Consider the following 23,577-nt stretch of genomic DNA (forward strand, 5'->3'; position numbering starts at 1 on the left):
CGACAGGCCGTCATACGCGACCGGGAGTTCGATGAACTCGATCCCGTTCTTCTTGCAGATTTCCATCTCTTCGACGCGAATGGGGCGCGAAGCGTTCGAGATGTCAGTCTCGCCGTTGCAGAACTTCTTGAACCCGCCACCAGTGCCCGAAATACCCACGCTTACCCGCACATTCGGCGCCAGCTTGGAGAACTCCTCCGCTGCCGCTGCCGTGACCGGATACACTGTCGATGAACCGTCGATCAGAATGTCGCCGCGCAGTGCAGCAAGATCCGAGGCGGGTGCCGCCGTTGGCTGAGCCGGTGCCGCCGTTGGCTGAGCCGGTGCTGCCGTTGGCTGAGCCGGTGCCGCCGTTGGCTGAGCCGGTGCTGCCGTTGGCTGGGCTTGCTGCTGACCGCCACATGCTGCGATCACTGGGATCAACAGCACCATGAGCATAAAACCGTAGATCCATCGTTTCGTGCTTCGTACCATACGTGTCACTCTCCTTACCAAGCCTATCTGCGAATCGCAAGCATGCTCTACCATAGCAGAATGTCTGCCCGGTACACACACTTCATGGTGCAACACTCTAACAGGATGCAGAGAGCAACGCTTGCAGGGATACGATATCAGTGATGGTTTAAGAAAATATCATTGGATAGTTAACCAAATGTTAAATACAGGTGAACGTTCGGGGGAACAAGGCGGTTATGGACGAAATGCCAACGGGATGTAGACGTGCGAGACGAGCGCCGCCACCCGCACCTGCGTCGCACCAACGACGCTTCCCGGCCCGCTAAGGCTGATAGTCAGCAAACCAAGGTCAGCGACATCGCTTGCAGTCAACGTCACCCGCACGGTTTTACTGTCAATAAACGTAGTCGTCCGTGGTTGCCCGTTCACCAATGCTTGCGTCGCATCAGTGAAATCAATCCCGAACAGCAGCAACGATACCGGTTGATCGAGCGTCACTAATGGCGGGGTTGCTATCAGGGGCACTTGCAGCTCGAATGCACCGAGATCACAGCCGTTAAGCTGAGGTCGCGGAACACCACGCTGATCGTTCACCGGGCATGCCACACCAGCATCACGTGCCGGGCTATCGGCAGGAATAGCCATCGTTTGGGTTGCCCCACCGTTATTAGCTAATGCTCGCAGCAGGGGATCACGAAACTGCAGATCGGCAGTCTGGGTTGGCGCACTCTTGCCGGCAAAACACGTCACATCATTCCAAAAACTTGCACCGGTTAACCGTGGCGGGTATTGCAGGCTGCGGCCATCGTGAGTCAATTCACGCGAGCAGTGCTGCTGAATATTCCAGCTATTCCCGCCATTACCGGCAGTGTTATACGCAAACAGACTGTTACTGACGCTACCGTTGCCAGAATGACTGATTGCACCGCCAACCCAGCCAGCGTAGTTGTGGGCAAAGGTACTCGTTTCGATAATGAATGGTGCTGAACGGTTATTGATGACGTACAGCGCACCACCGTTGGCATTATAACCGGTTCCCTCAGCCTGATTCGCTACAAAGGTTGAGTTGACAATCCGTAGCGCAACTTGCTGCGGGAAGGCTACTGCGCCGCCCGAACCATCTTCACGTGGATTCCCTTCCGCCCCCGCTGTACGACGAGCACGGTTAGCGTGAAACAGGCTACCGCTAATCAAGACGCTAGGGTTACCGGTACCACCACCGCTACTCGTACCGCCGCCGCCAATGGCGCCACCCTGCCCGCGATTGCCACCAATAACAGCATTATGAACAAACGAACTATCAATGATCTCAAGACCACTGCTGTCTTCGTACATGTTGGCATGAATCGCACCGCCGGAATTGTAGGCTTGGTTATCTTGAAACACACAGCGCACCACTCGCAATCGCCGGTCAGCACCACCAAGTCCATCGGCTGAAATCGCGCCGCCGAGACTATCTTGCGGACGCGCGCCGATAGCGGTATTGCCCACAAAGACGGTATCCTCAACCAATAAACTGCTCTGTAACAGGTGAATCGCACCGCCAGCGCCGTTGTTGGCATGATTGCCTTCAAACCGACTACTAGTCACAATTACAGCGCCACCGCGGCTGTAAATCGCCCCACCACCGTAATCGTAGGCGTCGCGACCGGCAGGTACAGCGGTCAACGTCGTTTGGTTATCACGAAAGATAACCCGATCAATGACCAATGTTGGCGTAAAGGCTGGATTGGCAGCGGCGAAATAGCTCCGGATCGCACCGCCGCTGCCGTTGACAGCCGACTCATCGGTACCGCCGCCGCTGGCCCTGCCGCCAATGATCGTCAAGTTACGCAGCTCAAGCCGGCTAGCGCCGATCAGACCGGTGGTGTAGTGGTCAATCAACCGGCTATTGTTACCTTGCAGGATGATCCGTCTGCCGCCATCAATGATCGTCTGCGGCGCAGTAATGATCAACGGAGAGGCGAGCAGTATGGTGTGCGGATTCGGCCCGCAATTGAAGCTAATCTCGCCGCCGCCGGCAACTGCTGAAACTAACGCTGCGGCGGTGCAACTGGCCGACGTACCATTGCCGACCACTTTTGCTTGGGCGCGCGCCGGCATCGCTGGCCAGCCGGTGAAAACCAGCATGGCAATACCGATCCAAAGTATCGACCAGAACCGCTGGGTAACGATACGAGCACAAGCGCGGTTCACCATAGCTAGCCTTTCTGCGCAGAGCTGCTTTGTTAACGCAGCAGAGGAGCATCACCGAACGAAATCCCTCTGCATCAAACACGCCCCCGGTTTACCCCATCAATGCCTCGCGCAACGCACCAAGTGGCAACCCAGCCAATGCCTCTTCATCGCTGCCGGCCAAGCTCGACCAGAGCACAATCGCATCGGGATCGAGCCGGTAACGGCCATCGAGCTGGCGCAGCAGCCAGCGCAAAGCACGCACCTGCGCATCGGTATTGCCGGCGTCGCGCGTTGCCGGCCATCCTGCTGGGCGCTCAAGGGCAATGCCGATACTGATCCGGTTGAGGTTATAGCGAGTGCCGCCGCTAGTGGCAAACCCGGCATGCCATGCCGCCTTGGCTTCATCAACTAGCCGGTAGATGTGGCCATCGAGGCTAATCAGGTAATGGGTAGCAAAGCGAGAGTTGAAATCGGTCATCGCGGCAATCGTCTCGGCGACCGGGCCGGGAATAGCGTGGAGCACGACCATACTCACCCGCTCACCGCCGCGTTCGCTAAAGGCCAGCGCCGGCGGCGCCACTTGGGTAATATTAAACCCGCCATCGGTCGGCGGTGTGATTTCGGCGCTACGCACTGCCAACACCGGAGCCGGCATCGCCGCACCAAGCACCGGCATCCCATGCTGGCGGGCCAAGTCACTCAGGCGCTTCACCTCGCTCCACTTTGGCACCACATTGTAGAGCACGTCGAGCGCAAACGGCTGCAAGGCGTAGGTCGTCTTTTCGAGCGTGACTTGATAACTCTGAGCCAACGGCGCGCCAATCGCCCACTGGCGGGCCAACTGGTGAAAAGCCCAATCAGGGCGGTAGGTTGTACCCGCCTGCCGATAGGTCTCAGTCAGCAAAGCATCACGTAGCCGCACCGTCGCCGGGTCGGTCGCGGTACTGATTTGACTCAACTGACGCACATCTTTCCAATTGGGCACAAGATTGTAGAGCGTATCAACCGCAAACGCCTGATAGGCGTACTGCTTGCCGTCAACCGTGATCTGGGCGCTTTTGCCAACTGGCGGCCCCAACTTACGGGCCACGGCGTATTGATGGAACGCCCAATCAGGCCGGAAGGGCGAGCCACCAGCTTGATAGGTTGCCTCAAGCAAGGCACGCCCCAAGCCGCTGGACGGAATACTCCCACCCAGTAAATCGCTCAGCGTCTTAACCTCACCCCAATTTGGGACTTCGCAGTAGAGAGTATCACGAGCAAACGGCTGATAGTTGTACTCCTTGCCCTCAAACTTCATCCGCACGCTTGGCCCCATCGGCATGCCAAGCTGATGCTCGAGCGCGTACTGGTGAAAGGCCCAATCGGCATTGTAGCCTTGCCCCTTTGTTTTATGCCGGTAGCCCTCTTCGAGCAATGTTTCGATCAACCGCTCTTCATCCGGCGACGGCGTACCAATCTGACCGGGCGGCAGCGCCGGCGGCGGCGCAGCATTATTCAGATAAGCTTCGACTTGCGACCAGACCCACTCTTTGGTAACAGCCCAGCCGGGGCAGCTCTTCTGATTGGTGTAGTCACGGTGAAACGAGATGAGCTGGCGTGGCGGTATCTTGAGCCGGCGCGAGAGTTCGCCCATCACGGCGACCGAATGTTCCCAGACCTTGCCAGAGGGTAACACCCGATCAAAATAGCCTACCATCTCTAACCCGATCGAATACCAACCTTGTGCCAGCGATCCGTTCCCGGTACCGGCGTGAATGCCAATCTGCGCCATCGGCGTCGCTAGCCAAATCCCATCAGGGCCGGTAAAGATATGCGGCCCCGCCGTCCAACCTTTACCGGCATAAAACTTCTGAATCCCGCGCATAGTGGTCAAGCCGCGCCACATGGTCTCATCAGGTCGATAGGTGTGATGCAGCACCAACCGGCTAGGCGCGAGGCGACCAAAATCGTAGTTCGCGACGTAATCACGCCACTCGGCGATCGTCAGCATACGGTTGATAAAGGGCGGCGAGCCTTCGGTAGGAAAATCGGGCATAACCAAGCTCCTTCCGGCGCTAATCGGTCGCCGCGGCCAATCGCCGCGACCGAATGATCGATGCTGCAACCGAGGCCAGCAACGTCACGACAATCACTGCTAGCGAGACCGTGGTGGGGATATGTAAGCCATGGCCACCAAGAAACCAACCGGTGACCAACGGGGTAAGCATCTTGACCCCAATAAAGGACAGAATTATCGCTAACCCGAAGCGGAGATAGTAAAATGCGCGCATAAAACTCGCCAGCAGGAAATAGAGTGAGCGCAGACCGAGGATGGCGCAGATATTCGAGGTATAGACAATAAACGGATCATGGGTGATACCGAAGATAGCGGGAATTGAGTCAACCGCAAACAGCAAATCGGTGCTCTCCACAATCACCAGCACCAGCAAGAGCGGGGTTGCGTTGAGCCGGCCCTCTTCACGCACAAAGAACCGATCACCGCGCAACTCGGCAGTCACCGGCAGAAACCGGCGCACTAAGCGAGCCAATGGATTCTGTTGCGGATCGACTTCCGGATCATCATCTTGCCAGAAGAGCCGCACGCCGGTCACGAACAAGAACGCACCGAACAGGTAGAGGATCCACTGAAACCGTTCAATCAATGCTGCGCCGAGCAAGATCATCGAACCACGCATGAGCAGCGCGCCGAGAATGCCCCAGAAGAGTACGCGATGCTGGTACTGCGGTGGAACGCGAAAGTAGCCAAACAGCAATACGAACACAAAGATATTATCAACACTAAGCGAGTATTCGACTAAATAGGCGGTGAGAAAGTTGAGCGCATCTTCGGGGCCGCGCCAGAGCCAAATCAGGCCGTTAAAAGTCATTGAAAGCGAGATCCACACCAACGTCCAGATACCAGCTTCACGCGCCGAAACCCGATGCGAACGGCGATGAAACACGCCCAAATCTAGGGCTAATACGAAGAAGACAACTGCATGGAAGGCAATCCATGCCCAGATGGCGGTTTCCACGATAGCTCCTTGGTTGTCCTATGATGGTGATACACGTGGGACACACAGCGAAGGGACGCACAACCATGCGTCCCTTCCGGGTTACAAATCGATCCGATCGTCTTCAATGATCCGTTGCGGAAACCGCACCTGTGCCCGCATCCAACCCGCGGTTTCGTCACGGATCAAACTGAACGAACCGTCCAGATCGCTCTTCACCAGCGTTTCGATAATTTGCAGGCCCAACCCGCTGCTGGGGCGCGGCGGCGGCGGCGGATGGCGCGGGCCATCATCGCGCACTTCCATCAACACGTGCCCTTGCTCAAGCACCGCTTCCACCTCGATCCGGCCACCTTCGGCGGCAAGCCCGTGAGTTAACGCATTATCAATCAACTCGTTAATGACTAACGCCAATATGGTCGCATCGCGCGAGCCAATCCGCACCTCATCGCCAAGAATCGCAAACTCAACCCGGATATCAGACTCGATCAGCGGAGTCTGAACATTTTCGATGACTTGCCGGGCGACGGCGCCGACCGTCGTCACGCCAATATCATCACGCGATAGCAAATTGTGAATGGCAGCAATGGCTTGAATGCGGGCAGCGCTCTCGCGCAACGCTTTCGCGCCGGGACTGGCTGGGTCAAGCCGGCGCAACTGCATTGACAACAGCGCGGCAATGGTCTGCAGGTTGTTGCGCACGCGGTGGTGCATCTCTTTGAGGAGCGCCGACTTGACGCGCAACGCGCGCAAACTCTCTTCGTAGAGACGGGCATTCTCGATCGCAATGGCCGCTTCATCGGCGAACGTGTTAAGCAGGCGCACCTGTTCGTAATCAAACAAGTGCGGCTCACGCCGGTAGAGGCAGATACCGCCGATGGTGCGACCACGGGCGCGCAACGGCATGCAGAAGAGCGAGTGGAAGTTCTCGCGACGGGCCACCTCAGGCAACTGTGGAAAGCGCGCATCCTGATAGGCGTTCATCACTGCCAATGGGCGGCCATCGCGCACCGTCTGAATGATCAGGTCGCGCACGCCATCACCCTCGCCGCCATAGCTGGCCACTAGCTTCAGATTACCATCATCGCCGACTTGAAAGATGGCCGCCCGATCGACCTTCGACAAATCGACCGCCTTCTCAGCGATCAGACTTAGCACATCATGCAACCCAATCTGCTCGGCGATCGACTTCGAGACCTGTTGGAGCGTGGTCAACTCGCGCAACTTCTGATGCAGGCGTTCGTCGGTCTGCTGATAGAGCTGGGCATTGGCGATAAAGAAGGCCAATTCGCCGGCAGCCATCTCGACAAACGAAATCTCTTCTTGGGTAAAATCGCGGGGCGCGATTGTCTGCACTGTAATCACGCCTTGCAGTTTATCGGCGCTAAACTGAAACCGCTCAGCCGAGAAGAGCACGATTGGCACCGCCAGCATCGAGCGAAAAATCTCTTCGCCGAGTTGTGGCTCACGATGGTAGCGCGGATCTTTGTAAACATCGCTCACCGAAACGGGATAGCCGAGTTGGGCCGCCCAGCCGGTCACTCCTTCGCCCAAGCGGGCCACCACCTGCCCGACCGCCGCCCGATTCAGGCCATGGGTCGCGCGCAAGACCAGATCATCGCGGTGCTTGTCGTATAAATAGATCGAACAGACCTCGACGTTCATCACATGCGCCACCGTCTCGACTACGGTTTGCAGCGAGGTGTCGAGGTCGAGAGTCGAATTAGCGGCAGAAATAATCCGGTGGAGACCATCGAGCTGGTCGGCGCGTTCGACCAGCCGCGCTTCCCATTCGCGGGTGCGCTGTTCTTCTTGAGCAGCACCAAACGCGAGCAACAATTCGCTGACCACCACCCCTTGCGACATAGGCAAACGGGCGGCCAGATGCAACCCTAGTTCGGTCAACACCTCGGCCAAACCACCGCAGGCATGCCACTCGGTACCGATCTGCCGCAACAAGCTCAAGCGCATCGCCGGATCAGACTGGTGTTCCAGCGCATCGATCAACATGCCGATCGACGGAATTGTCTCGCGCAACGCGCCGATCAGATCAGGCGGTTGCGATGTCAGCACCTCATACATTGGCAAGCTTGTCGCGCTCATAGACCACCCTCAACGAATGTTTGGGTCAATTATACCCCGTCGCGCAAGGATGATCAGCGCCAGCGCGTGAGAATCTTTTCGCGCTGAAATACTTGGGTTGCCAACCAGAGCAAACCGACCGCAACCAACGCCAATACCAGCGAGAAGAGGAGCGCCACCACCGGATTCAGCACAAACAACCCCAACATCTGGCCGAAGAAGAGCAACATCACCGGCACGATCAGCACGCCGGCAATTTGCTGCGCGCTGCGTGGATCGTTCACCCGCGCCGAGACCATCACTGTTAGCGCAACGGAGATGAGGGCTAGGAGCGGGCTGGCCAACAGCAACATGACCATCCACCCCGGATGCAACACCAACCCCGGCACGGCCGGATCAATGGCAACGAAGCCTAAACCGGCAGCAAAGATCAGCGCGCACAACCATGTCAAGGCGATACCGGGAATAATTGCCGCCAACACCTTACCCAGCAACACATCGCCGGTCGAAATCGGCGCAGCCAGCAGCGGCTCAAGCGTACAGCGATTCTTCTCGCCGACGATGCTGTACGAAGCGAGCACATTGGGAATCACCATCGGCAACAGCAAAAAGAGGGTGGAAAACTGGCGGCCAAAGATCACTTGGGCCAAGGCTTCGAGACCGAGACCGGCCAGCGCCGGGTCAATCGCCGCAGCCGGTATCTCGGCAGTATCAGGATCGCTGACCAGACCCATAGCGAAGATCAAGCCGAGCGCAAGGAGTGCCAAGATCAGTGGCGGCAAAAAGGTGCTAAGCAGCAAACCGCGCGAACGGCGCAACTCCAGCCACTCTTTGCAGATCAAGACGGATATACGTTCCCAATGGAGCATAGCGATTCTCGCTCTCTTTGGATTGCGCGATGCTATGGAATGCGGTCGTTTGACTGTCGCACTCCCCATAAGAGGCACCCAGTCAGACGGCAGTCTAGCGTTCAGCCTGAGCCATTTACCGTTACCGCCTCCTGTATCAGCTCGAGGTAAACCGTCTCGAGCGAGGGGGTAAACGGTTCGAGGTAACAGATATCAGCGCCGGCAGCAACCAACGCCCGCACCAGCGCCGGATTATGCTGGTCAGGATTGGCGAGACGCACCAACAACACCCGCTCCTCAGCAGACACTTCCGACACAAACGGTAACCGCTGCACTAACGGCGCTAGCGGCGCAGCCGGGCCGGCCAACACCACCCGCACGCTCTGGCCAAACAGGCGGGCACGGAGATTGGCCGGCGTGTCGAGCGAGATCAAACGGGTACGGAAGACGCCGATCAGATCGCACAACTCATCAGCCTCGGCCAGATTGTGAGTAGTGAGAAAGATCGTGCGCCCACCAGCGCGCAGCGTCTTAATCACATCGCGCACTGCCCGCGCCGCAGCCGGATCGAGGCCGGCGGTCGGTTCATCGAGAAAGACCACCGGCGGATCGTGGAGCAAGGCCCGCGCGATCGCCAACTTCTGGCGCATGCCTTTAGAAAAGCCGCCAACCGGATCGTGGCGTCGTTCCCACAATTCAAATAGCCGCAGATAGTGGGCAGCGCGCTCGGCGGCTTGCATCGCCGAGAGACCGTACAGACGGGCGAAAAAGGTCAAATTTTCGAGCGCGCTGAGGGTATCGTACAAGCCGGGAGTCTCGGTCAAAATACCGGTCGCGGCTCGCACCGCAGCGGCTTGAGTCTGCACATCAAACCCGGCCACCCGCGCCGTCCCACTCGATGGCGCGATCAAGGCGCACAACATACGCACCGTCGTCGTCTTGCCAGCGCCGTTGGGGCCAAGAAAGCCAAAGATCGTCCCCGCTGGAATCACGAGATCGAGATCGGCAACGGCTACCAAGCGATCAAACTGGCGGGTGAGACGGTGGCATTCGATGGCATTCATAGCATTCTCGTGATCACATCGCGAAGGCGGTTGGCGGATCAGCTAACAGGCGCTACAGAATGGCAAGCAGTGTTTACAGACCTTCGATTATTATGACAAGTTGACGCCGCAGACAAGGCATGTTGATTGCGAAGCAAGTTGGCGCTGGTTGGTTGATCCGCTACCGGTAACAATCGCGCTTAGAGGATTGCTGCGGGCAGAGCGTACCCGCACTATGACATAGTACCACGAGCGATAGCGTTGGCGCAGCGGAAAGCTAGCCAAGATTAGTTTCAAACTGCGCTGCCCCGCGCAGCGACGCCATCCCCCGCGAGCACGAACTGCACCCACTCAGCGCCCATACCCGCTACCGCGGGAGATTGCTTCGGTCGAGCGGCACCCAGCAGCGCTGGTCGCCGCCGCTCTCGCCCTATGACAGATCTCAGCGAACCCCTGCCACAAGAGCAAAAAAAGGAACCATCGCAGTATTCCATGTCGTTGTATATTGTACAGTGCGAACCACGCGAACTAGACCGTCACTCGCGATGCGCATCACAAAGTATCGCATGCAAAGATTCCTGAGTTCCCTATAATAGCGGGTGCAGGGGCAACTGTTTTATGATGGAGGGTGTATGGCGCGGCAAGATTTAGCCAGTCTGATCCGGAACATTCCCGACTTTCCGATCCCCGGCATTCAGTTCAAAGATATTACGACCCTCATCGGCAATGGGCCGGCGTTTAGCGAAGTGATCGATCGATTGCACGAACGGTACCGCGACCAACAGATCGACGCCGTTGTCGGCATCGAGTCGCGCGGATTCATCTTTAGCGCACCGCTAGCTTACCGGCTCGGCGTCGGGCTAGTGCCGATTCGCAAGCCGGGCAAACTGCCAGCAGCGACATACCAAATCGAATACCAACTGGAATATGGGACAAACAAGTTAGAAATTCACCGCGACGCTTTCCAGCCGGGGGCGCGGGTACTGGTGATTGACGATCTGCTGGCGACAGGCGGTACCATTGCGGCGGCGTGCGATTTAATCGGGATGGCTGGCGGGCAGGTGGCCGAATTAGCCTTCGTGATCGAACTGACGTTCCTCAACGGGCGTGAGCGATTGCGCAATCATAACATCTTCTCGCTAATTCAATTTTAAGTGCCCTTGCTGTGGAAGCGCGGTAGCAGGCGAGATACTTGCCGCCGCGCTTTCAGCGCAACAGCTTGCGGTGATCTTGACATACGTGTTATACTAGACCCAAATCCCGAATGCAAGATGACCGTAGCGCTCCGTGACTCCTGCGCCGCTGGCGCTGCGACGATTTCCCCATCTTCACATTGCTGAGCAGGCATCGCACTGATTACCGGCTCTCGTTGTATGCTGGTTCAATACACAACAAAGTAATTTCGTTTCTGCATGCTTGATGATCATGTACCGCTTGATCCAACCGGCCAAAGGATCTGGCGCGTATGGATGAATTCAGTCTTGTTTCCCTTCATTCTTGCTGTTCCAAGGAGTACGTATCGTGATGACGGTGGCCGAACTAGAAAACAAAACGCTCGCGGATTTGCGCGAGATGGCACGTAAACTTGACATCTCAGGGGTTAGCGCCCTCAAAAAACGCGAATTAATCGACAAATTACTGCATGCCCAAACGATTGAACAAGCGGTTGATCCCGGCACCATTTATAGTGATGGCATCTTAGACATTATGCCGGAAGGTTTTGGCTTTTTGCGCGGCAATCGAATGATCTCTAGCCCCGAAGATGTCTATGTGTCGCAATCGCAGATTCGCCGCTTTGCCTTGCGCAGCGGAGACCGGATCTGGGGGCAGATTCGCCCGCCGAAAGAGAGTGAGCGATACTATTCACTCTTGCGAGTCGAAAAGATTAACGACTTAGACCCCGAAACGGCGCGCAACCGGCCCTTCTTCGATCAACTGACCCCGATCTTTCCTAACGAACAAATCAAGTTAGAGACAGAGCCAAACCTCTTACATACGCGGCTGGTTGATCTGATTGCGCCAATCGGGCGCGGCCAACGCGGCTTGATCGTCTCGCCACCCAAAGCCGGCAAGACGATGCTGCTCAAAGCGATTGCGAATGGCATCACCACCAACTATCCGGACATTCACTTGATGGTACTGCTGATCGGTGAACGACCCGAAGAGGTGACCGATATGCGCCGCTCTGTCCGCGGCGAGGTCATCTCTTCGACCTTTGACGAGCCGGTCGAAAATCACACCAAAGTCGCCGAGATGACGCTCGAACGGGCTAAACGGCTAGTTGAGATCGGGCACGATGTTGTGATTCTGATGGACTCGATCACCCGGCTGGCCCGCGCATACAACGTCGCTATGCCGCCGAGCGGGCGCACCCTCTCAGGCGGTATCGATCCGGTGGCACTCTACCCGCCCAAACGCTTCTTTGGCGCGGCACGGAACATCGAAAACGGCGGTTCACTTACGATTATCGCCACCTGTTTGATCGATACCGGCTCGCGTATGGATGATGTCATTTACGAAGAATTCAAAGGCACCGGCAATATGGAGCTGCATCTCGATCGCAAACTGGCTGAAAAGCGCATCTTCCCTGCGATCGACATTCAACGCTCGGGCACCCGCCGCGAGGATCTCTTGCTCAGTCCAGAGACGCTCCGCCAAGTGTGGACACTGCGCCGCATGGTGAGCATGCTCGGCGACAACGAGGGCACCGAGCTAATGCTGACCCGGATGGCAAAGACCAAATCGAACGCCGAATTTCTGCAAACCTTGAGCAAGAGTTGAAACGTTTATGGCGCTCGCTGCGTAGTATCGTTGCGTCTGATGTCGAACCAGTCGCAGTCTGAGGAGGTCGCGGTATGAATTGTCCGCAATGTGGTTCGCCCGTTGCTCCGGGAACACGTTTTTGCACGAATTGCGGGTATCGGCTGGCGCCAGCTACGCCGACCCCACCGCCGATGCCGCCCACCCCACCCTCGCTGATCCCGTCGTCGGGCGATGCCGCGAGTATGGCCGATGTGTACGATAACCGTCCCGGTGAACGGCTTGATCTGCCTGAGCCGCCGGTAGCGGGCACTGGTGTCGGCGCTAGCGGTCTCCGCTTCAAGATCATTGGCACTACTATGCAGGCGGTCATTCTAGAGGTACCCGCCGGCCAGACCGTCTACTCGGAACGCGGCGGCATGAGCTGGATGAGCGCTAACGTCCAAATGCAAACCAATATGGAGGGTGGCTTAGGCGGCGCATTTAAGCGCATGTTCTCAGGCGAATCAATCTTCTTAGTCAACTTCACCCCCCAAGGCGGACCGGGGATCATCGGCTTCTCGGCTGAGCTGCCGGGCAAGATCGTCCCGCTCAACCTTGGGCCGGGGCAGGTCATGATCTGTCAGAAGGATGCCTTCATGTGCGCCGAACGCAGCGTTTCGCTCGATATTCACTTTCGCCGCAAGCTAGGGGCCGGTTTCTTCGGCGGCGAAGGATTTATTATGCAAAAGCTGACCGGGCCGGGGCTAGCGTTTGTCGAGCTTGACGGCGATATTGTTGAGTATACGCTGGAAGCCAACCAGATGCTGAAGGTGGATACCGGCCACGTAGCACTGTACGAACCGACCGTCCAGTTTGATGTCGAGATGGTGCGTGGCTTCAAGAACATTCTCTTCGGCGGTGAAGGGTTGTTCCTAACCACATTGCGCGGGCCGGGGCGAGTCTGGCTGCAAACGATGCCGGCAATGAATTTGGCCAAGAAGCTTGCCCAATACATGCCGAGCACCGGCGGATCGAGCAGTTCAGGTGGGATTAATCTTGGAAGCCTATTTACGAACGACTAAGAGGGTCGAGCGCTGCTCGGCCCTATCGCTCAATATCATTGTACGGGTCGAGCGCTGCTCGGCCCGTACCATTCCTACGACCAACTATCGTACACACCCGCAAGACACAAACAGCCCGCTAAGAGCGAGCTGTATGAGCATCTTCCCGGCTGGCTGAGCGAGCAAGGGCTAGACGAGGTTAACCAACTCGTTCGCCGTGCGCCGCATATCGAGGAACACCAGACCGAGCTTAGCCCGGCTTTGCGCCAGCGCAGTCAATACCGCTTCCTCACCGATAGCCATTAGGATCACGTACCCATCTTCACCACGCACAAAGACCTGATCGAGCTGCCCGCGCCGTAACTCGCTAGCGATACGCTCGCCGAGCGAGAGCATAGCAGCGCTCATCGCCGAGACGCGATCTTCTTCGACATCTGCCGGCAGCGCCGAAGCCATGATGAGGCCATCGACGCTCACTACGGCGGAGGCCTCAATATCGGGCGTGTTCATCGATAGGGCCTTAAGATGCCGCACCATCTCTTCGGTTCTGCTTGCCATTCATATCCTCCTTAGAGGCCGTCAGCCAGTTCGGGACAAAGACGAAACCGTGTGGGCCTTGACACTGACTAGTGCAGAACTACCTTTACGACGGCCTACACATCGCTTATTCTACTACATCTTTGCAAGCACAGCAACTAGGTTTGCCGGCTTTTTGCCCATTGAGCGTTTGGTAGACCGCGGACACCGCTGTTATTGTAAGAGGTTTTTGGTTGTTGGTCAACTCTGCTATGGTGGCGCTAACCGACTGCGGAGTATCTCATCAGCGATGGTGACAGCCTGTTCAGGTGTGAGCAGACCACGCACAGCGCTAAGGTGCATATCAACCAGCGTTGTCCAGACCACTTCATTCGCGAGGCGTTCGGCGGGCATCGGCAAGCCCTGCTGAGCCTGTGCGCGAAAAGCGCGGGCCGCCGCCAATTGCACCCGATCATCGAGGTCGGTATCACTAAGCTGCAGGGCCAGTTGGGTGGGTTGGCGACCGGCAGCCAACAAGGCGCGCTGGCTATTGACCTCGATCATAAACCGCATAAACGCTTGCGCGGCAGCTTGTTCGGCCAGATCGGTTAAACGAGCATTGAGCACGATCACATCGGCCTGCACATACGGTTGGGGCGGGCGATCGGTGGCGTTTAGCTTCGGCAGCGGCGTAACGCCAAGCTGGTCGTTCCAGATCGCGCGATACTCGGCTTGGGCATGGGCCCAATCGATGGTCATAATCGCCTCGCGCGCCTGCAAGACGCGATCGACGACCACACCGTCGAGCGTCGCCAGCACGCGCTCATCGCGGTAGAGTTCGCTCAACCATGCTAACCAACGCTCGGCGCCCGCCCGCCCGCTGTCACCTAACACCACGGCGCCATTCTCATCAAACACCCGGCCACCAAAGGCATACAGGTAGCCAATTGTCCGGTCGAGCGCAAGATTGTAGGCCAACCCCCACACCGGCGGCATTCGCTCGCGATCGGTGAGCGCGCGTCCGGTTAGGAGCAATTCTTCGACACTAGCCGGCGGTTGGAGCACATTGGCGCGGTTGTAGTACAAGGCCAATGTATCAAAGCTGATCGGCAGGCCGAACAATGTTGACTGATCACCGACCGTCACACGAGCCGCGCCGGCGGCGGTGGGAATCAGACTATTCAATTCGCTGGCCGATATCAGGTCATCGAGCGGGCGCAGCGCACCTGCACTAACGAGCATACCGAGAGTATGGCTCTGGACGATCGCGAGATGCGGTCCGCCGCCTTCATTGACTGCGGTTGCCAAATCGATTGGCAATGACACCGCCGGTCTGGCTTGTACGATGATTTGCCATTGCGGATGCGTCTGATTGAACTGATCAACGAGGGTTTGCAAGACACGGCCTTCCGCTGCCGGCCATGCATGCCAGAGGCGCAGTACGACGCGATCAAATCGATTGGGTGGTGTGCTGGTCGGCGGCACGGAACATGAGACAAATACCAGCAGCCAGAGCAACAGCAAGCGGCGAAACAAAAACTGGCAACGCACATTATCCTCGCTGGATCAGCCGGGCTGCTTCATTATAACAGGATGCGTGCGGGGATTGAGAATAGCGCCAAGCAACTCAAGTAGCGCAAAGGGGCGAGCGCTTGTCAGCCTTGCGCCAAATTGACAGAATCACCAACACCCGCTACCCTAATAGTTCAGCCATCAACCAGAGGAGGTGTGATGATGCGCGTCGGGCTTGACTTTGGTACCACCAACTCAAGCGCTGCGGTCTACGATGGCCACAACCTGCGCTTGATCGACCTTGATCCGGTGAATGCGCAGCCGGCCATTCTGCGCTCGACGCTCTTCATTACTCGCGAGGGCGTGCCGTTCATTGGCCGCGAGGCGATTAACCGCTTTACCGAAGGTAATGTCGGGCGCGAAATTGAATACGTGTGGAAATATATTGGCGACGCCGAACTGACCTTTGCCGAGAGCGGCACGGTGACGCAAGCACTGTACGTCCCGGTTGACGCCAACGCGCCGGGGCGGTTGTTTCAGTCGCTTAAGAGCAGTTTGCGCGATCGTAGCTTTCAGAAAACCAACGTCTTTGGCGTCTATTACACGCTGGAAGAGCTGATTGCGCTCGTTTTGCGCATGATTGTCGAGCGGATCGAGCAGCAGCTCGGCCAGCCGATTAGCCATCTCGTGATCGGGCGGCCGGTACATTACGCAACTGATCCGGCCAGCGATGCGCTCGCGTTCCAGCGCATGCAAGCAGCTTGCCGGCTCGCCGGTATCCGCTCGTTCAGCTTTTTGGCAGAGCCGACGGCAGCGGCGCTGTCGTATGCCCGCACCAACCGGCGCACGCAACGGGCGCTGGTGTTTGACTTTGGCGGTGGTACGCTTGATATCACGATTATGGAACTCGACGAGCGCGGACAACCTACCTTCTTGGCAACTGACGGCGTGCCGGTTGGTGGTGATCTGCTCGACCGTCGGATCGTGATGGGCCGCCTGCTGCGCCACTTCGGCGAAGGCGCGACGCTCGGCGCGCGCCAATTGCCGTTCCCTAACCACGTGCTCGAACATCTCAGCGAGTGGCAGACGATTATTGACCTGACCCAACCTAAATATCTGGCAATCATTGATGAAGCCGTGGCTATCAGCGACCGTCCGCGCGAGATGCAGGCGCTCCGCACACTGGTGCGCAAGAACTACGGTCTGCCAATGTACGAGGCGGTGGAACGCACGAAGGTGGCGTTATCGCAAGCTGAACGAGCAACGTTCACGCTCGATATGGGCGAGATTACGGTGCGCGACGAGATCCCGCGCTGGGACTTCGAGCGGCTGATCGGCCCCGACGTGCGCGCGGTTGAGAAGTGTATTGACCGTGCTTTGCAGACAGCCGGCTTGCGGCCTGAGCAGATTGACGTTGTGCTGCGCACTGGCGGTAGCTCACGTGTGCCGCGCTTCGTGCGTATGTTGAGCGAGAAATTCGGTGCCGAGAAGCTGCAAGAGATGGATGTGTTTACCAGTGTAGCAGCGGGGTTGGCAGTGAAGGCATATGAGGAGTGAGTGATGAGTATGGTCATACACAGGTACAAACAACGAGCGAGTTGAGAGAAGTCAGATATAGCTTCGTTACACCTCCTTCGTACAATATGCCTTGATCTGGCATAACGCGAAGGAGGAACCTAATGAACGACATCTCTAGCACGAGAAACAATTTCACTTATGTCTTCCGCTGGCCATTTGGTAACGCCAGCTTTAACGATGTGACTCAGCATTTAGGGTCATTCTTCACTCAGATCGATTCGTCACTGGTCGATAACCTCAATCGCCGGTTGTGGAGCATGGGCATCGGTAGCAGCGCGGTGTACTGCTCGTTCAAGCGGTAAATATTGCCATAATCAACGGCACATATACCGTGACCTTTTCAGCCGAAGGACAACGCCTGCTCGGACTCGGTCAATTGTCCATTATGAATGGCCAACGACCACTCTTGGTCGATTCAGCAGGCAAGATCGTGGAAATAGGCCGCATCACACCCAATATTGCTCTTGTAGCAGCATCGGTGACGTCGCTCGTTGTCGCGACTGCCCATCTCATCGCAACTCGTGATCTTATCCAACGGATCGAGCTGCTGCAACACAACGTTAACTGGCTAATCAAAGCGCGTCAAATCGACCAGTGGGCAACCTTCGAGCGTATCTTCTACGCCGCGCGTGAGATCTGTGCGCGGCCAATTGATGAAACGGCCCGAATGGAGTTGTGGCGCATGCGGCAGGAACTTCGCGAGCAGCGCATCAGGCTGCGCCGAGAGTGGCAAGCGAAGCTAGCAGAGATAAAGATCGAACCGCTCTGGGTTGACCAACTGCCCCCTAACGTCGTCGAGGGGATCTTGCGGAATCCGTTGATCCGGAAGATGTATGATGATGCTCTTGTCCGAGAACAAAAGAAGACAACCCAAGCACTTGATCAAACCTTGAGCTACCCGTTGCTCATCGAACTAGGATGGCGGCTGGAGCATGTGCTGGCTGTCGCCAGCCAGACCGAGTTAGAGTTTGGGATGTCGATCAGCAATGAGGTGGAGGAAGTTGCGAACATTGTGCAAACCATTGCCGAAAAAGGGCAGCGGGTCAAATTGCAGTATTGGTTAGTCGAGCCGTATAACGAGCTGGTTGAGCGTTATCGCCAGCTTAGTAGGTGGGCGCCGGGTAGCGCATTGCCGGCGTAGCGGCTGTTAGCCCTCACCCCCAGTTCTGCCCTCGCTCCGCGGGAGCGGGGTGCAGTTGTCCTGACGCACTCCAGACGATACGAAGGCGAAGCGCTGATTAATGTCACGCATACGGACGTGATCTGCGGCATGCCAGTTCGTGCAGGTATTGTTGGCAACCCTACCCCGCAACGTAACACCACCGGTTATAATAGGCGCGAAGTTTCTACGACGGAGCGCCTATGCCGTTTCAACAGCAACTTGACGAAGCGATTGAGGTGTTGCAGGCCAGCGCAACACTCGTCGTTGCGATCGATGCGATCACGACGCTGGCAGCGGATGCGTTGCTGGCCGGGCATACCCTCTACACCGCCGGCAATGGTGGCAGCGCCGCCGATGCGCTGCATTTGGCGGAAGAGCTGATTGGCCGCTATCGCGGCAATCGCCGTCCGCTGCCGGCGATCTGTCTCAACGCCGATATTGGCGCGCTGACTTGCATTGCCAACGATTTTGGCTACGATGAGGTTTTCGCTCGCCAACTAGCTGCGCTGGGCAAACCGGGCGATGTGTTGGTGGTATTTAGCACCAGCGGCCATTCGCCCAATATCCTCAATGTGTTGCGCACAGCCCGATCAAAAGGTGTGATCAGCATCGCATTGCTCGGCAAAGATGGCGGCGCGGCTCGCGCCTTGGCCGATCATGCGCTGATTGTGCCGAGCAATAACACGGCTCGTATTCAAGAGGTGCATACGCTCATTCTGCATGCGATTTGCGAAGAGGTTGAACAACGTTTTGCCTCCACGACGAATGCAGAAAAGGTTTAAACCAAACGTGCCAAGATTTCTCTGCACACATACAGTACTCACTTGACAGCAGGAGCAAAAGGAAACCATGAACCGCATCCTTGTCACCGAGAAGATCGCCGCCGAAGGTCTGAACGTCTTGCGCCAAGCCGGTACGGTTGATGTCCGGCTCGATCTCGACAAACCAACGTTGTTGTCTATCATCGGCGAATACGACGCCCTCGTCGTGCGTTCGGCGACGAAAGTTACCGCCGAGGTGATCGCCGCTGGCGAGCGGCTGCGGGTGATCGGGCGGGCCGGCACCGGCGTCGATAATATCGATGTCGATGCTGCGACCCGGCGCGGCATTATCGTCGTCAATGCGCCGGCTTCAAATAACGTGGCCGTCGCGGAATTGACTATCGGCTTGCTGCTCTGTCTGGCCCGGCGCATTCCACAGGCGCATGCCTCGGTACAGAGCGGGCGCTGGGCGCGCAACGATTTTGTCGGTTGGGAGGTGCGCAGTAAAACGCTCGGCCTCGTCGGGTTGGGGCGGATTGGCTCGGAGGTGGCACGACGGGCGCGGGCGATGGAGATGGAGGTGATCGCGTATGACCCGGTTGTTTCGTTCGACCGCGCCGAGCAGTTGGGCGTGGCGCTGGTGACGCTCGACGAGCTGGTACAGCGCAGTGATGTCGTCTCGCTGCACGTGCCGTTGATCGAGAGCACGCGCAACCTGTTCGACCGTGAGCGGATTAGGCAGATGAAGCGCGGTGCGTACCTCATCAATGCAAGCCGAGGCGGCATCGTTGATGAAGGAGCACTGGTCGAAGCGCTCAACGACGGCCATCTGAACGGCGCGGCGCTCGATGTCTATACCCAAGAGCCGCCACCTGCCGATAGCCCGCTGATTGGCCATCCCAAAGTTATCACCGTCCCGCATATTGGTGCTTCAACTGTCGAAGCGCAATTGAGCGCCGGCACCGAGATGGCCGAAGGCGTGGTGATAGCATTGACCGGCGGCACGCCGCGTTATGCGGTGAACGCGCCATTTGTCGCACCGGAAGCGTGGAATGTGTTGCAGCCATACCTCAGTCTGGGCCGGCTGCTCGGCACACTGGTGATGCAACTGGTGAAAGACCCAGTGCGCAGCTACGATCTCGAACTGGGTGGCGAACTGGCCGAGATGGACACCCAACCGGTGCGATTGGCGGTGTTGCAAGGCTTGCTAGCGGCTAGCAGCGTCGAGCGGATTACGCCGGTGAACGCACCGATCATTGCCCGCGAACGCGGTCTACGACTTACTGAGCGAGTTCGTCCTGAAGCCGAGAATTACGCTGGCCTGATTACGTTGCACGTACAAACGGCAGAACGCACGCGCACCTTCAGCGGTACCGTCCTGCGTGGCGAACCGCACATCGTCCAGATGGACGGCTACTTCGTCGATTTTGTGCCGCAGGGAGCACTCTTAATTACCTACCACCACGATCAGCCGGGTATGATCGGCAAAGTCGGACAGTTGCTCGGCGCGGCGGATGTCAACATTTCCGGCATGTACGTAGGCCGGCGTGCTCCCCGCGAGCAAGCAGTGATGGTCTTGACGCTCGATGAACCGGCCCCACCGCACGTGATGGAGCAGGTGGCGGCCATTCCGGGAATTGATGCAGCGTTTAGTGTGATGTTGTAGGACATTTGCCTCCTTACCGCCCGTGTACCTCTGCCACGTGGTGGCAGAGGTTTTTTCTTGGCTTGACTCTCTCTCATCTATAACGTTCGTTTAGGCGAAAACTGAACTTTCGCGCAACAACTCTGCGATATGACATTGGTATCCTCCATCCCATCCGCAGTACCAAGCGAAGGACACGCTGAGCGAGTATGCACTCAACCTTCACCAACTACCAAAAGCTACGGCACTGTCCAAGCACTCAGGGGACATCGCTGAGGGTCAATCGCGGTGAAATCTTTGCGTTGCAAGGGCCAAACGACGCCGGCCAATTTACCGCACTAAGCATTACCGAGGGAATTGGTAGAAATCTAGACGCCCGTACTGCTACAAGATACCGCAGCACGGGCAATCTATGCACTTAGCAAACTTCAGAAAAAGTGTGGATGCCGGTTATCCTCTGGGCATCAGAGGAGTGAAGATCATGGCCGCGACATCTTGCCACCGCATTTCACGCCTCTGGGCCTCCATAATGCGTATGGTTCAGACACACGCTCAAACCAACCTAGGCCGCACTCTCGGCTTCAGCCATCGCCTTCGCCGGCACTAACAGCAGGCGGCGATCCAGTCGGAACATCGTCACAATACCGAGTATCTGCACAACGGCGAGGGCTACCAGCAAGACGAAATAGACCGGTGAGAACTTCTCAACCAACCCGTTCTGCACCAAGCCAACGTGCAGGAAGAACATGCCGAATACAAACAGGCCAACTGCCGGGCAAATCAGGCCGTAGGAACCGGGACTACGAGCCGGGCCGTTCAGATAGGTACGGAAGTAACCCACCCGCTGCAACACCGACCAACCGAACAGACCGGCCAAGAGTTGCAGGCTAAAGAAGACCGCCGTCATCAACAACCGGTGCGGCGCTTCAATGTGCAGCTCAAAGCCACTGTGTAGGCCGTGGCTAATGCGCAAGAAGGCAATGCCGATCAGGGTTATGAGCGGGATTGGCATCCACAGGCTTGGCGCTGCCTCAACCGCTAGCCCGCTGGTCAACATTGCCCGCACACCCAACACCAGCAGCACCAGCGCCAGCACAATCGCCGCCGAGATGAAAAAGATCGAGCCGAGCATCGCGATGCCGATCGTCAGCTTGACCGTGCTCATCGCCGCTGGCGCCGCCAGTCCAACGCCAACCATTGCGAAGGCGAAGGATGCCATCAACTGGGTCAAGTTGTTGTTGCGCGTACAGTCGAAATGGCCAGTAACAATCGCGCGACCAAAGATGTCGGCGAAGGTGCGCAGGGCCAGCACACCCACGGCAAAGAAGGCCGCCAACGAGAAGGGGAAGAGATATTCAACCACGTTCCACAGACCGGGCACAAACACCGCACCGAGCACAAAGAGCACGTTAATCGTCATCGCCAGTGTCAGCGGCAGAGTCATCAACATCACTGCACCGTTGGTTTCGCGCAGTTGTATATGCGCACTGCTGCGGCGGAAACGAGCAAACTCGCTCAGATTCCAGATCAACGACTGGACATGGCGGATAGCGAAGAGCGCAATACCAGCCATCGCCAACAGCAAGAGTGCCTGCCCGACGAGATCCGACTTCGCCCAGAGAGCAGCAATGCTATCGAACGTTACAATGGGAGTTTTTGGATGGGGAACGAGAAAGTTCAACCAGATGAAGAAGGTAATGGTCATCCCACCATTACCAAGCGCCGCCAAAAAGTAGGTCGGCACATACTGCTCGCCGAGTGTCCGCAATCCCGTCAAACGACTGATCAACTGACTCATAGATAGGCAACCTCCCTACTTGTCACAGATATTTTGACCTTTTGCCCATAAGATGCAATATATTGGGTGAAGGTTACACAATTCGCCCAACAAAATAGGGCGACGCATCCGTCGCCCCACACCGGTGGTTGATCACGCCAGTTATCGGCCTTTGGCAGCGGTCAACGAACGCCGGCCACGGGCAACATGTTGCGGCGCCGGCGCCGCGACCAACCACAGCAGTGCAGTCATTGTCATAGCCGACAACAGACACCACAGACACGTTGCCCCAATCACAAACGGCTCAAGAAAGGTGAGGTAGAGCGAGAAGAGCGTACCGGCCAGCGCCATTACGACTAACGCTTGGCGGGCAAGGCGGAGATGCGCAAAGTGATCGAGCAGCCATGCCACAATGATTGCGAGATAGCCAGCCAAACCAATCAAACCCACCGGAATACCGAACAACCGGGCATACGCACTCTGATGAACGGTATTGCAATCGCCGACCGGCCCACAGACCGCGCTTTGCTGGTTCACTTCAATGAAGGCCAGATAGCCCGCCAACAACACGCCTACCGCTGCCAAGACCGGAATCCAGCGCGAGCGGGTGCCGGGCAATGGCCGGTCGAAGGGCCAGCGTAGGCGCGTAACGGCGACAAAGAACGCAATAGTCATTCCGGTCAACACCAATAACGCGAGCGTATTGGCGAACGGATCGCGACTGAATGGCGACGATGCCGGTGGCGCAACCGGTGCAGCACCCGCCTCAAACGTCGCCGTCAGCGGCTCGATGCCGGGGATGGCCGGCCATGCATTCCCGCCGGCGGCGAGCGCCTGTTCGATCAAACCGGACAGGCGGGCCGGGATCTCATCACTGCCAACCAGATGGGTTTGGCCAAACAACAAGGCCGGTACTCCTTGGCGGCCAGTAGGGACAGCAAAGGTTTGCAATGCCGCACTGTACAACGACTTCCCAGTAGGAGTCGTCACATCTATCGTGAGGATTTGCAACTGGCTACCATAGCGGGCCTGCAACGGCGGCAACACTTCATCGAGCACGACGTGACAATGCGGGCAGGTTGGCGAATAAAAAAAGTACGGCGCGAGCAACCGGGGCCTGTGCGAACGCCGGCGACACGCCGAGCAAAGCGATCAACACTACCAGCATCAGCCCAAAACCACGCAGAGCCATGACAACCTCCTTTCAGCATTACATGCAT

20 protein-coding genes are annotated in these 23,577 nt (G+C 57.4%); 8 read left to right on the forward strand and 12 right to left on the reverse strand.

Features of this window, described 5'->3' with window-relative positions; genetic code table 11:
- The 7 genes from Q1A59_RS08110 to Q1A59_RS08140 all read right to left on the reverse strand — a co-directional run.
- The coding region (locus Q1A59_RS08110; protein WP_299644772.1) for a substrate-binding domain-containing protein at nucleotides 1-474 on the reverse strand (474 nt) is incomplete at its 3' end.
- 216 nt (nucleotides 475-690) lie between these two features.
- A complete protein-coding gene (locus Q1A59_RS08115) occupies nucleotides 691-2,655 on the reverse strand; it encodes a choice-of-anchor Q domain-containing protein (RefSeq protein WP_298406026.1) in 1,965 nt (654 codons plus the stop codon).
- Between the two features lie 88 nt (nucleotides 2,656-2,743).
- Nucleotides 2,744-4,672 (reverse strand): N-acetylmuramoyl-L-alanine amidase, encoded by a 1,929-nt coding sequence (locus tag Q1A59_RS08120; protein ID WP_298406028.1) that lies wholly within the window; start codon nucleotides 4,670-4,672, stop codon nucleotides 2,744-2,746.
- 19 nt (nucleotides 4,673-4,691) lie between these two features.
- Nucleotides 4,692-5,651, reverse strand: coding sequence for a TerC family protein (locus Q1A59_RS08125; RefSeq protein ID WP_298406031.1), 960 nt, complete (start codon nucleotides 5,649-5,651; stop codon nucleotides 4,692-4,694).
- Nucleotides 5,652-5,732: 81 nt separating this feature from the next.
- Nucleotides 5,733-7,733, reverse strand: a complete 2,001-nt coding sequence (locus Q1A59_RS08130; protein ID WP_298406033.1) for a GAF domain-containing protein — start codon at nucleotides 7,731-7,733, stop codon at nucleotides 5,733-5,735.
- Nucleotides 7,734-7,786: 53 nt separating this feature from the next.
- Complete coding sequence (locus tag Q1A59_RS08135; RefSeq protein ID WP_298406035.1) at nucleotides 7,787-8,581, reverse strand: ABC transporter permease subunit; 795 nt, start codon at nucleotides 8,579-8,581, stop codon at nucleotides 7,787-7,789.
- A 101-nt stretch (nucleotides 8,582-8,682) separates the two neighbouring features.
- Entirely contained in the window at nucleotides 8,683-9,624 is a 942-nt protein-coding gene (locus Q1A59_RS08140; protein ID WP_298483156.1) for an ABC transporter ATP-binding protein, read from the reverse strand.
- Nucleotides 9,625-10,235: 611 nt separating this feature from the next.
- On the opposite strand from Q1A59_RS08140, the gene Q1A59_RS08145 reads away from it, so the two are divergent.
- The 3 genes from Q1A59_RS08145 to Q1A59_RS08155 all read left to right on the forward strand — a co-directional run bounded on the left by Q1A59_RS08145 (nucleotide 10,236) and on the right by Q1A59_RS08155 (nucleotide 13,427).
- On the forward strand, nucleotides 10,236-10,757 hold the full coding sequence (locus tag Q1A59_RS08145) for an adenine phosphoribosyltransferase (RefSeq protein ID WP_066789559.1): 522 nt from the start codon (nucleotides 10,236-10,238) through the stop codon (nucleotides 10,755-10,757).
- A 370-nt stretch (nucleotides 10,758-11,127) separates the two neighbouring features.
- The gene (rho, locus tag Q1A59_RS08150; RefSeq protein WP_298406148.1) at nucleotides 11,128-12,384 is read left to right on the forward strand and encodes a transcription termination factor Rho; all 1,257 of its coding nucleotides are present in this window, start codon (nucleotides 11,128-11,130) and stop codon (nucleotides 12,382-12,384) included.
- 74 nt (nucleotides 12,385-12,458) lie between these two features.
- Nucleotides 12,459-13,427 carry a TIGR00266 family protein gene (locus tag Q1A59_RS08155; protein WP_298406039.1) on the forward strand — a complete coding sequence of 323 codons (969 nt, stop codon included), beginning with the start codon at nucleotides 12,459-12,461 and terminating at the stop codon, nucleotides 13,425-13,427.
- A 168-nt stretch (nucleotides 13,428-13,595) separates the two neighbouring features.
- Here the strand turns inward: Q1A59_RS08155 and Q1A59_RS08160 are convergent, their stop codons facing one another.
- Together Q1A59_RS08160 and Q1A59_RS08165 are read right to left on the reverse strand one after the other, a co-directional pair.
- The gene (locus tag Q1A59_RS08160; protein ID WP_012256185.1) at nucleotides 13,596-13,964 is read right to left on the reverse strand and encodes a roadblock/LC7 domain-containing protein; all 369 of its coding nucleotides are present in this window, start codon (nucleotides 13,962-13,964) and stop codon (nucleotides 13,596-13,598) included.
- Between the two features lie 228 nt (nucleotides 13,965-14,192).
- Nucleotides 14,193-15,473: an extracellular solute-binding protein gene (locus Q1A59_RS08165; protein WP_298406048.1), complete on the reverse strand. Its 1,281-nt coding sequence runs from the start codon at nucleotides 15,471-15,473 to the stop codon at nucleotides 14,193-14,195.
- A 180-nt stretch (nucleotides 15,474-15,653) separates the two neighbouring features.
- Here Q1A59_RS08165 and Q1A59_RS08170 point away from each other — a divergent pair, with 180 nt between their 5' ends.
- The 5 genes from Q1A59_RS08170 (at nucleotide 15,654) to serA (ending at nucleotide 20,601) form a co-directional block, all read left to right on the forward strand.
- A complete protein-coding gene (locus Q1A59_RS08170; RefSeq protein WP_298406049.1) occupies nucleotides 15,654-16,991 on the forward strand; it encodes an Hsp70 family protein in 1,338 nt (445 codons plus the stop codon).
- Between the two features lie 122 nt (nucleotides 16,992-17,113).
- Nucleotides 17,114-17,314: a hypothetical protein gene (locus tag Q1A59_RS08175; protein ID WP_298406050.1), complete on the forward strand. Its 201-nt coding sequence runs from the start codon at nucleotides 17,114-17,116 to the stop codon at nucleotides 17,312-17,314.
- A 29-nt stretch (nucleotides 17,315-17,343) separates the two neighbouring features.
- Nucleotides 17,344-18,153: a hypothetical protein gene (locus Q1A59_RS08180; RefSeq protein ID WP_298406051.1), complete on the forward strand. Its 810-nt coding sequence runs from the start codon at nucleotides 17,344-17,346 to the stop codon at nucleotides 18,151-18,153.
- Between the two features lie 221 nt (nucleotides 18,154-18,374).
- A complete protein-coding gene (locus tag Q1A59_RS08185; RefSeq protein ID WP_298406053.1) occupies nucleotides 18,375-18,956 on the forward strand; it encodes an SIS domain-containing protein in 582 nt (193 codons plus the stop codon).
- Between the two features lie 67 nt (nucleotides 18,957-19,023).
- On the forward strand, nucleotides 19,024-20,601 hold the full coding sequence (gene serA / locus Q1A59_RS08190; protein ID WP_298406055.1) for a phosphoglycerate dehydrogenase: 1,578 nt from the start codon (nucleotides 19,024-19,026) through the stop codon (nucleotides 20,599-20,601).
- A gap of 541 nt (nucleotides 20,602-21,142) precedes the next feature.
- Here the strand turns inward: serA and Q1A59_RS08195 are convergent.
- The 3 genes from Q1A59_RS08195 to Q1A59_RS08205 form a co-directional block, all read right to left on the reverse strand.
- Nucleotides 21,143-22,378 (reverse strand): TsoY family (seleno)protein, encoded by a 1,236-nt coding sequence (locus Q1A59_RS08195; RefSeq protein WP_298406057.1) that lies wholly within the window; start codon nucleotides 22,376-22,378, stop codon nucleotides 21,143-21,145.
- A 141-nt stretch (nucleotides 22,379-22,519) separates the two neighbouring features.
- Entirely contained in the window at nucleotides 22,520-23,416 is an 897-nt protein-coding gene (locus Q1A59_RS08200) for a vitamin K epoxide reductase family protein (protein ID WP_299644779.1), read from the reverse strand.
- Nucleotides 23,406-23,549 carry a hypothetical protein gene (locus tag Q1A59_RS08205; RefSeq protein ID WP_299644781.1) on the reverse strand — a complete coding sequence of 48 codons (144 nt, stop codon included), beginning with the start codon at nucleotides 23,547-23,549 and terminating at the stop codon, nucleotides 23,406-23,408. Before Q1A59_RS08205 ends, Q1A59_RS08200 begins: the two co-directional genes overlap by 11 nt.
- Nucleotides 23,550-23,577 lie beyond the last annotated feature (28 nt).

It is taken from the genome of uncultured Chloroflexus sp. (assembly GCF_937951745.1).
Classification (GTDB): Bacteria; Chloroflexota; Chloroflexia; order Chloroflexales; family Chloroflexaceae; genus Chloroflexus.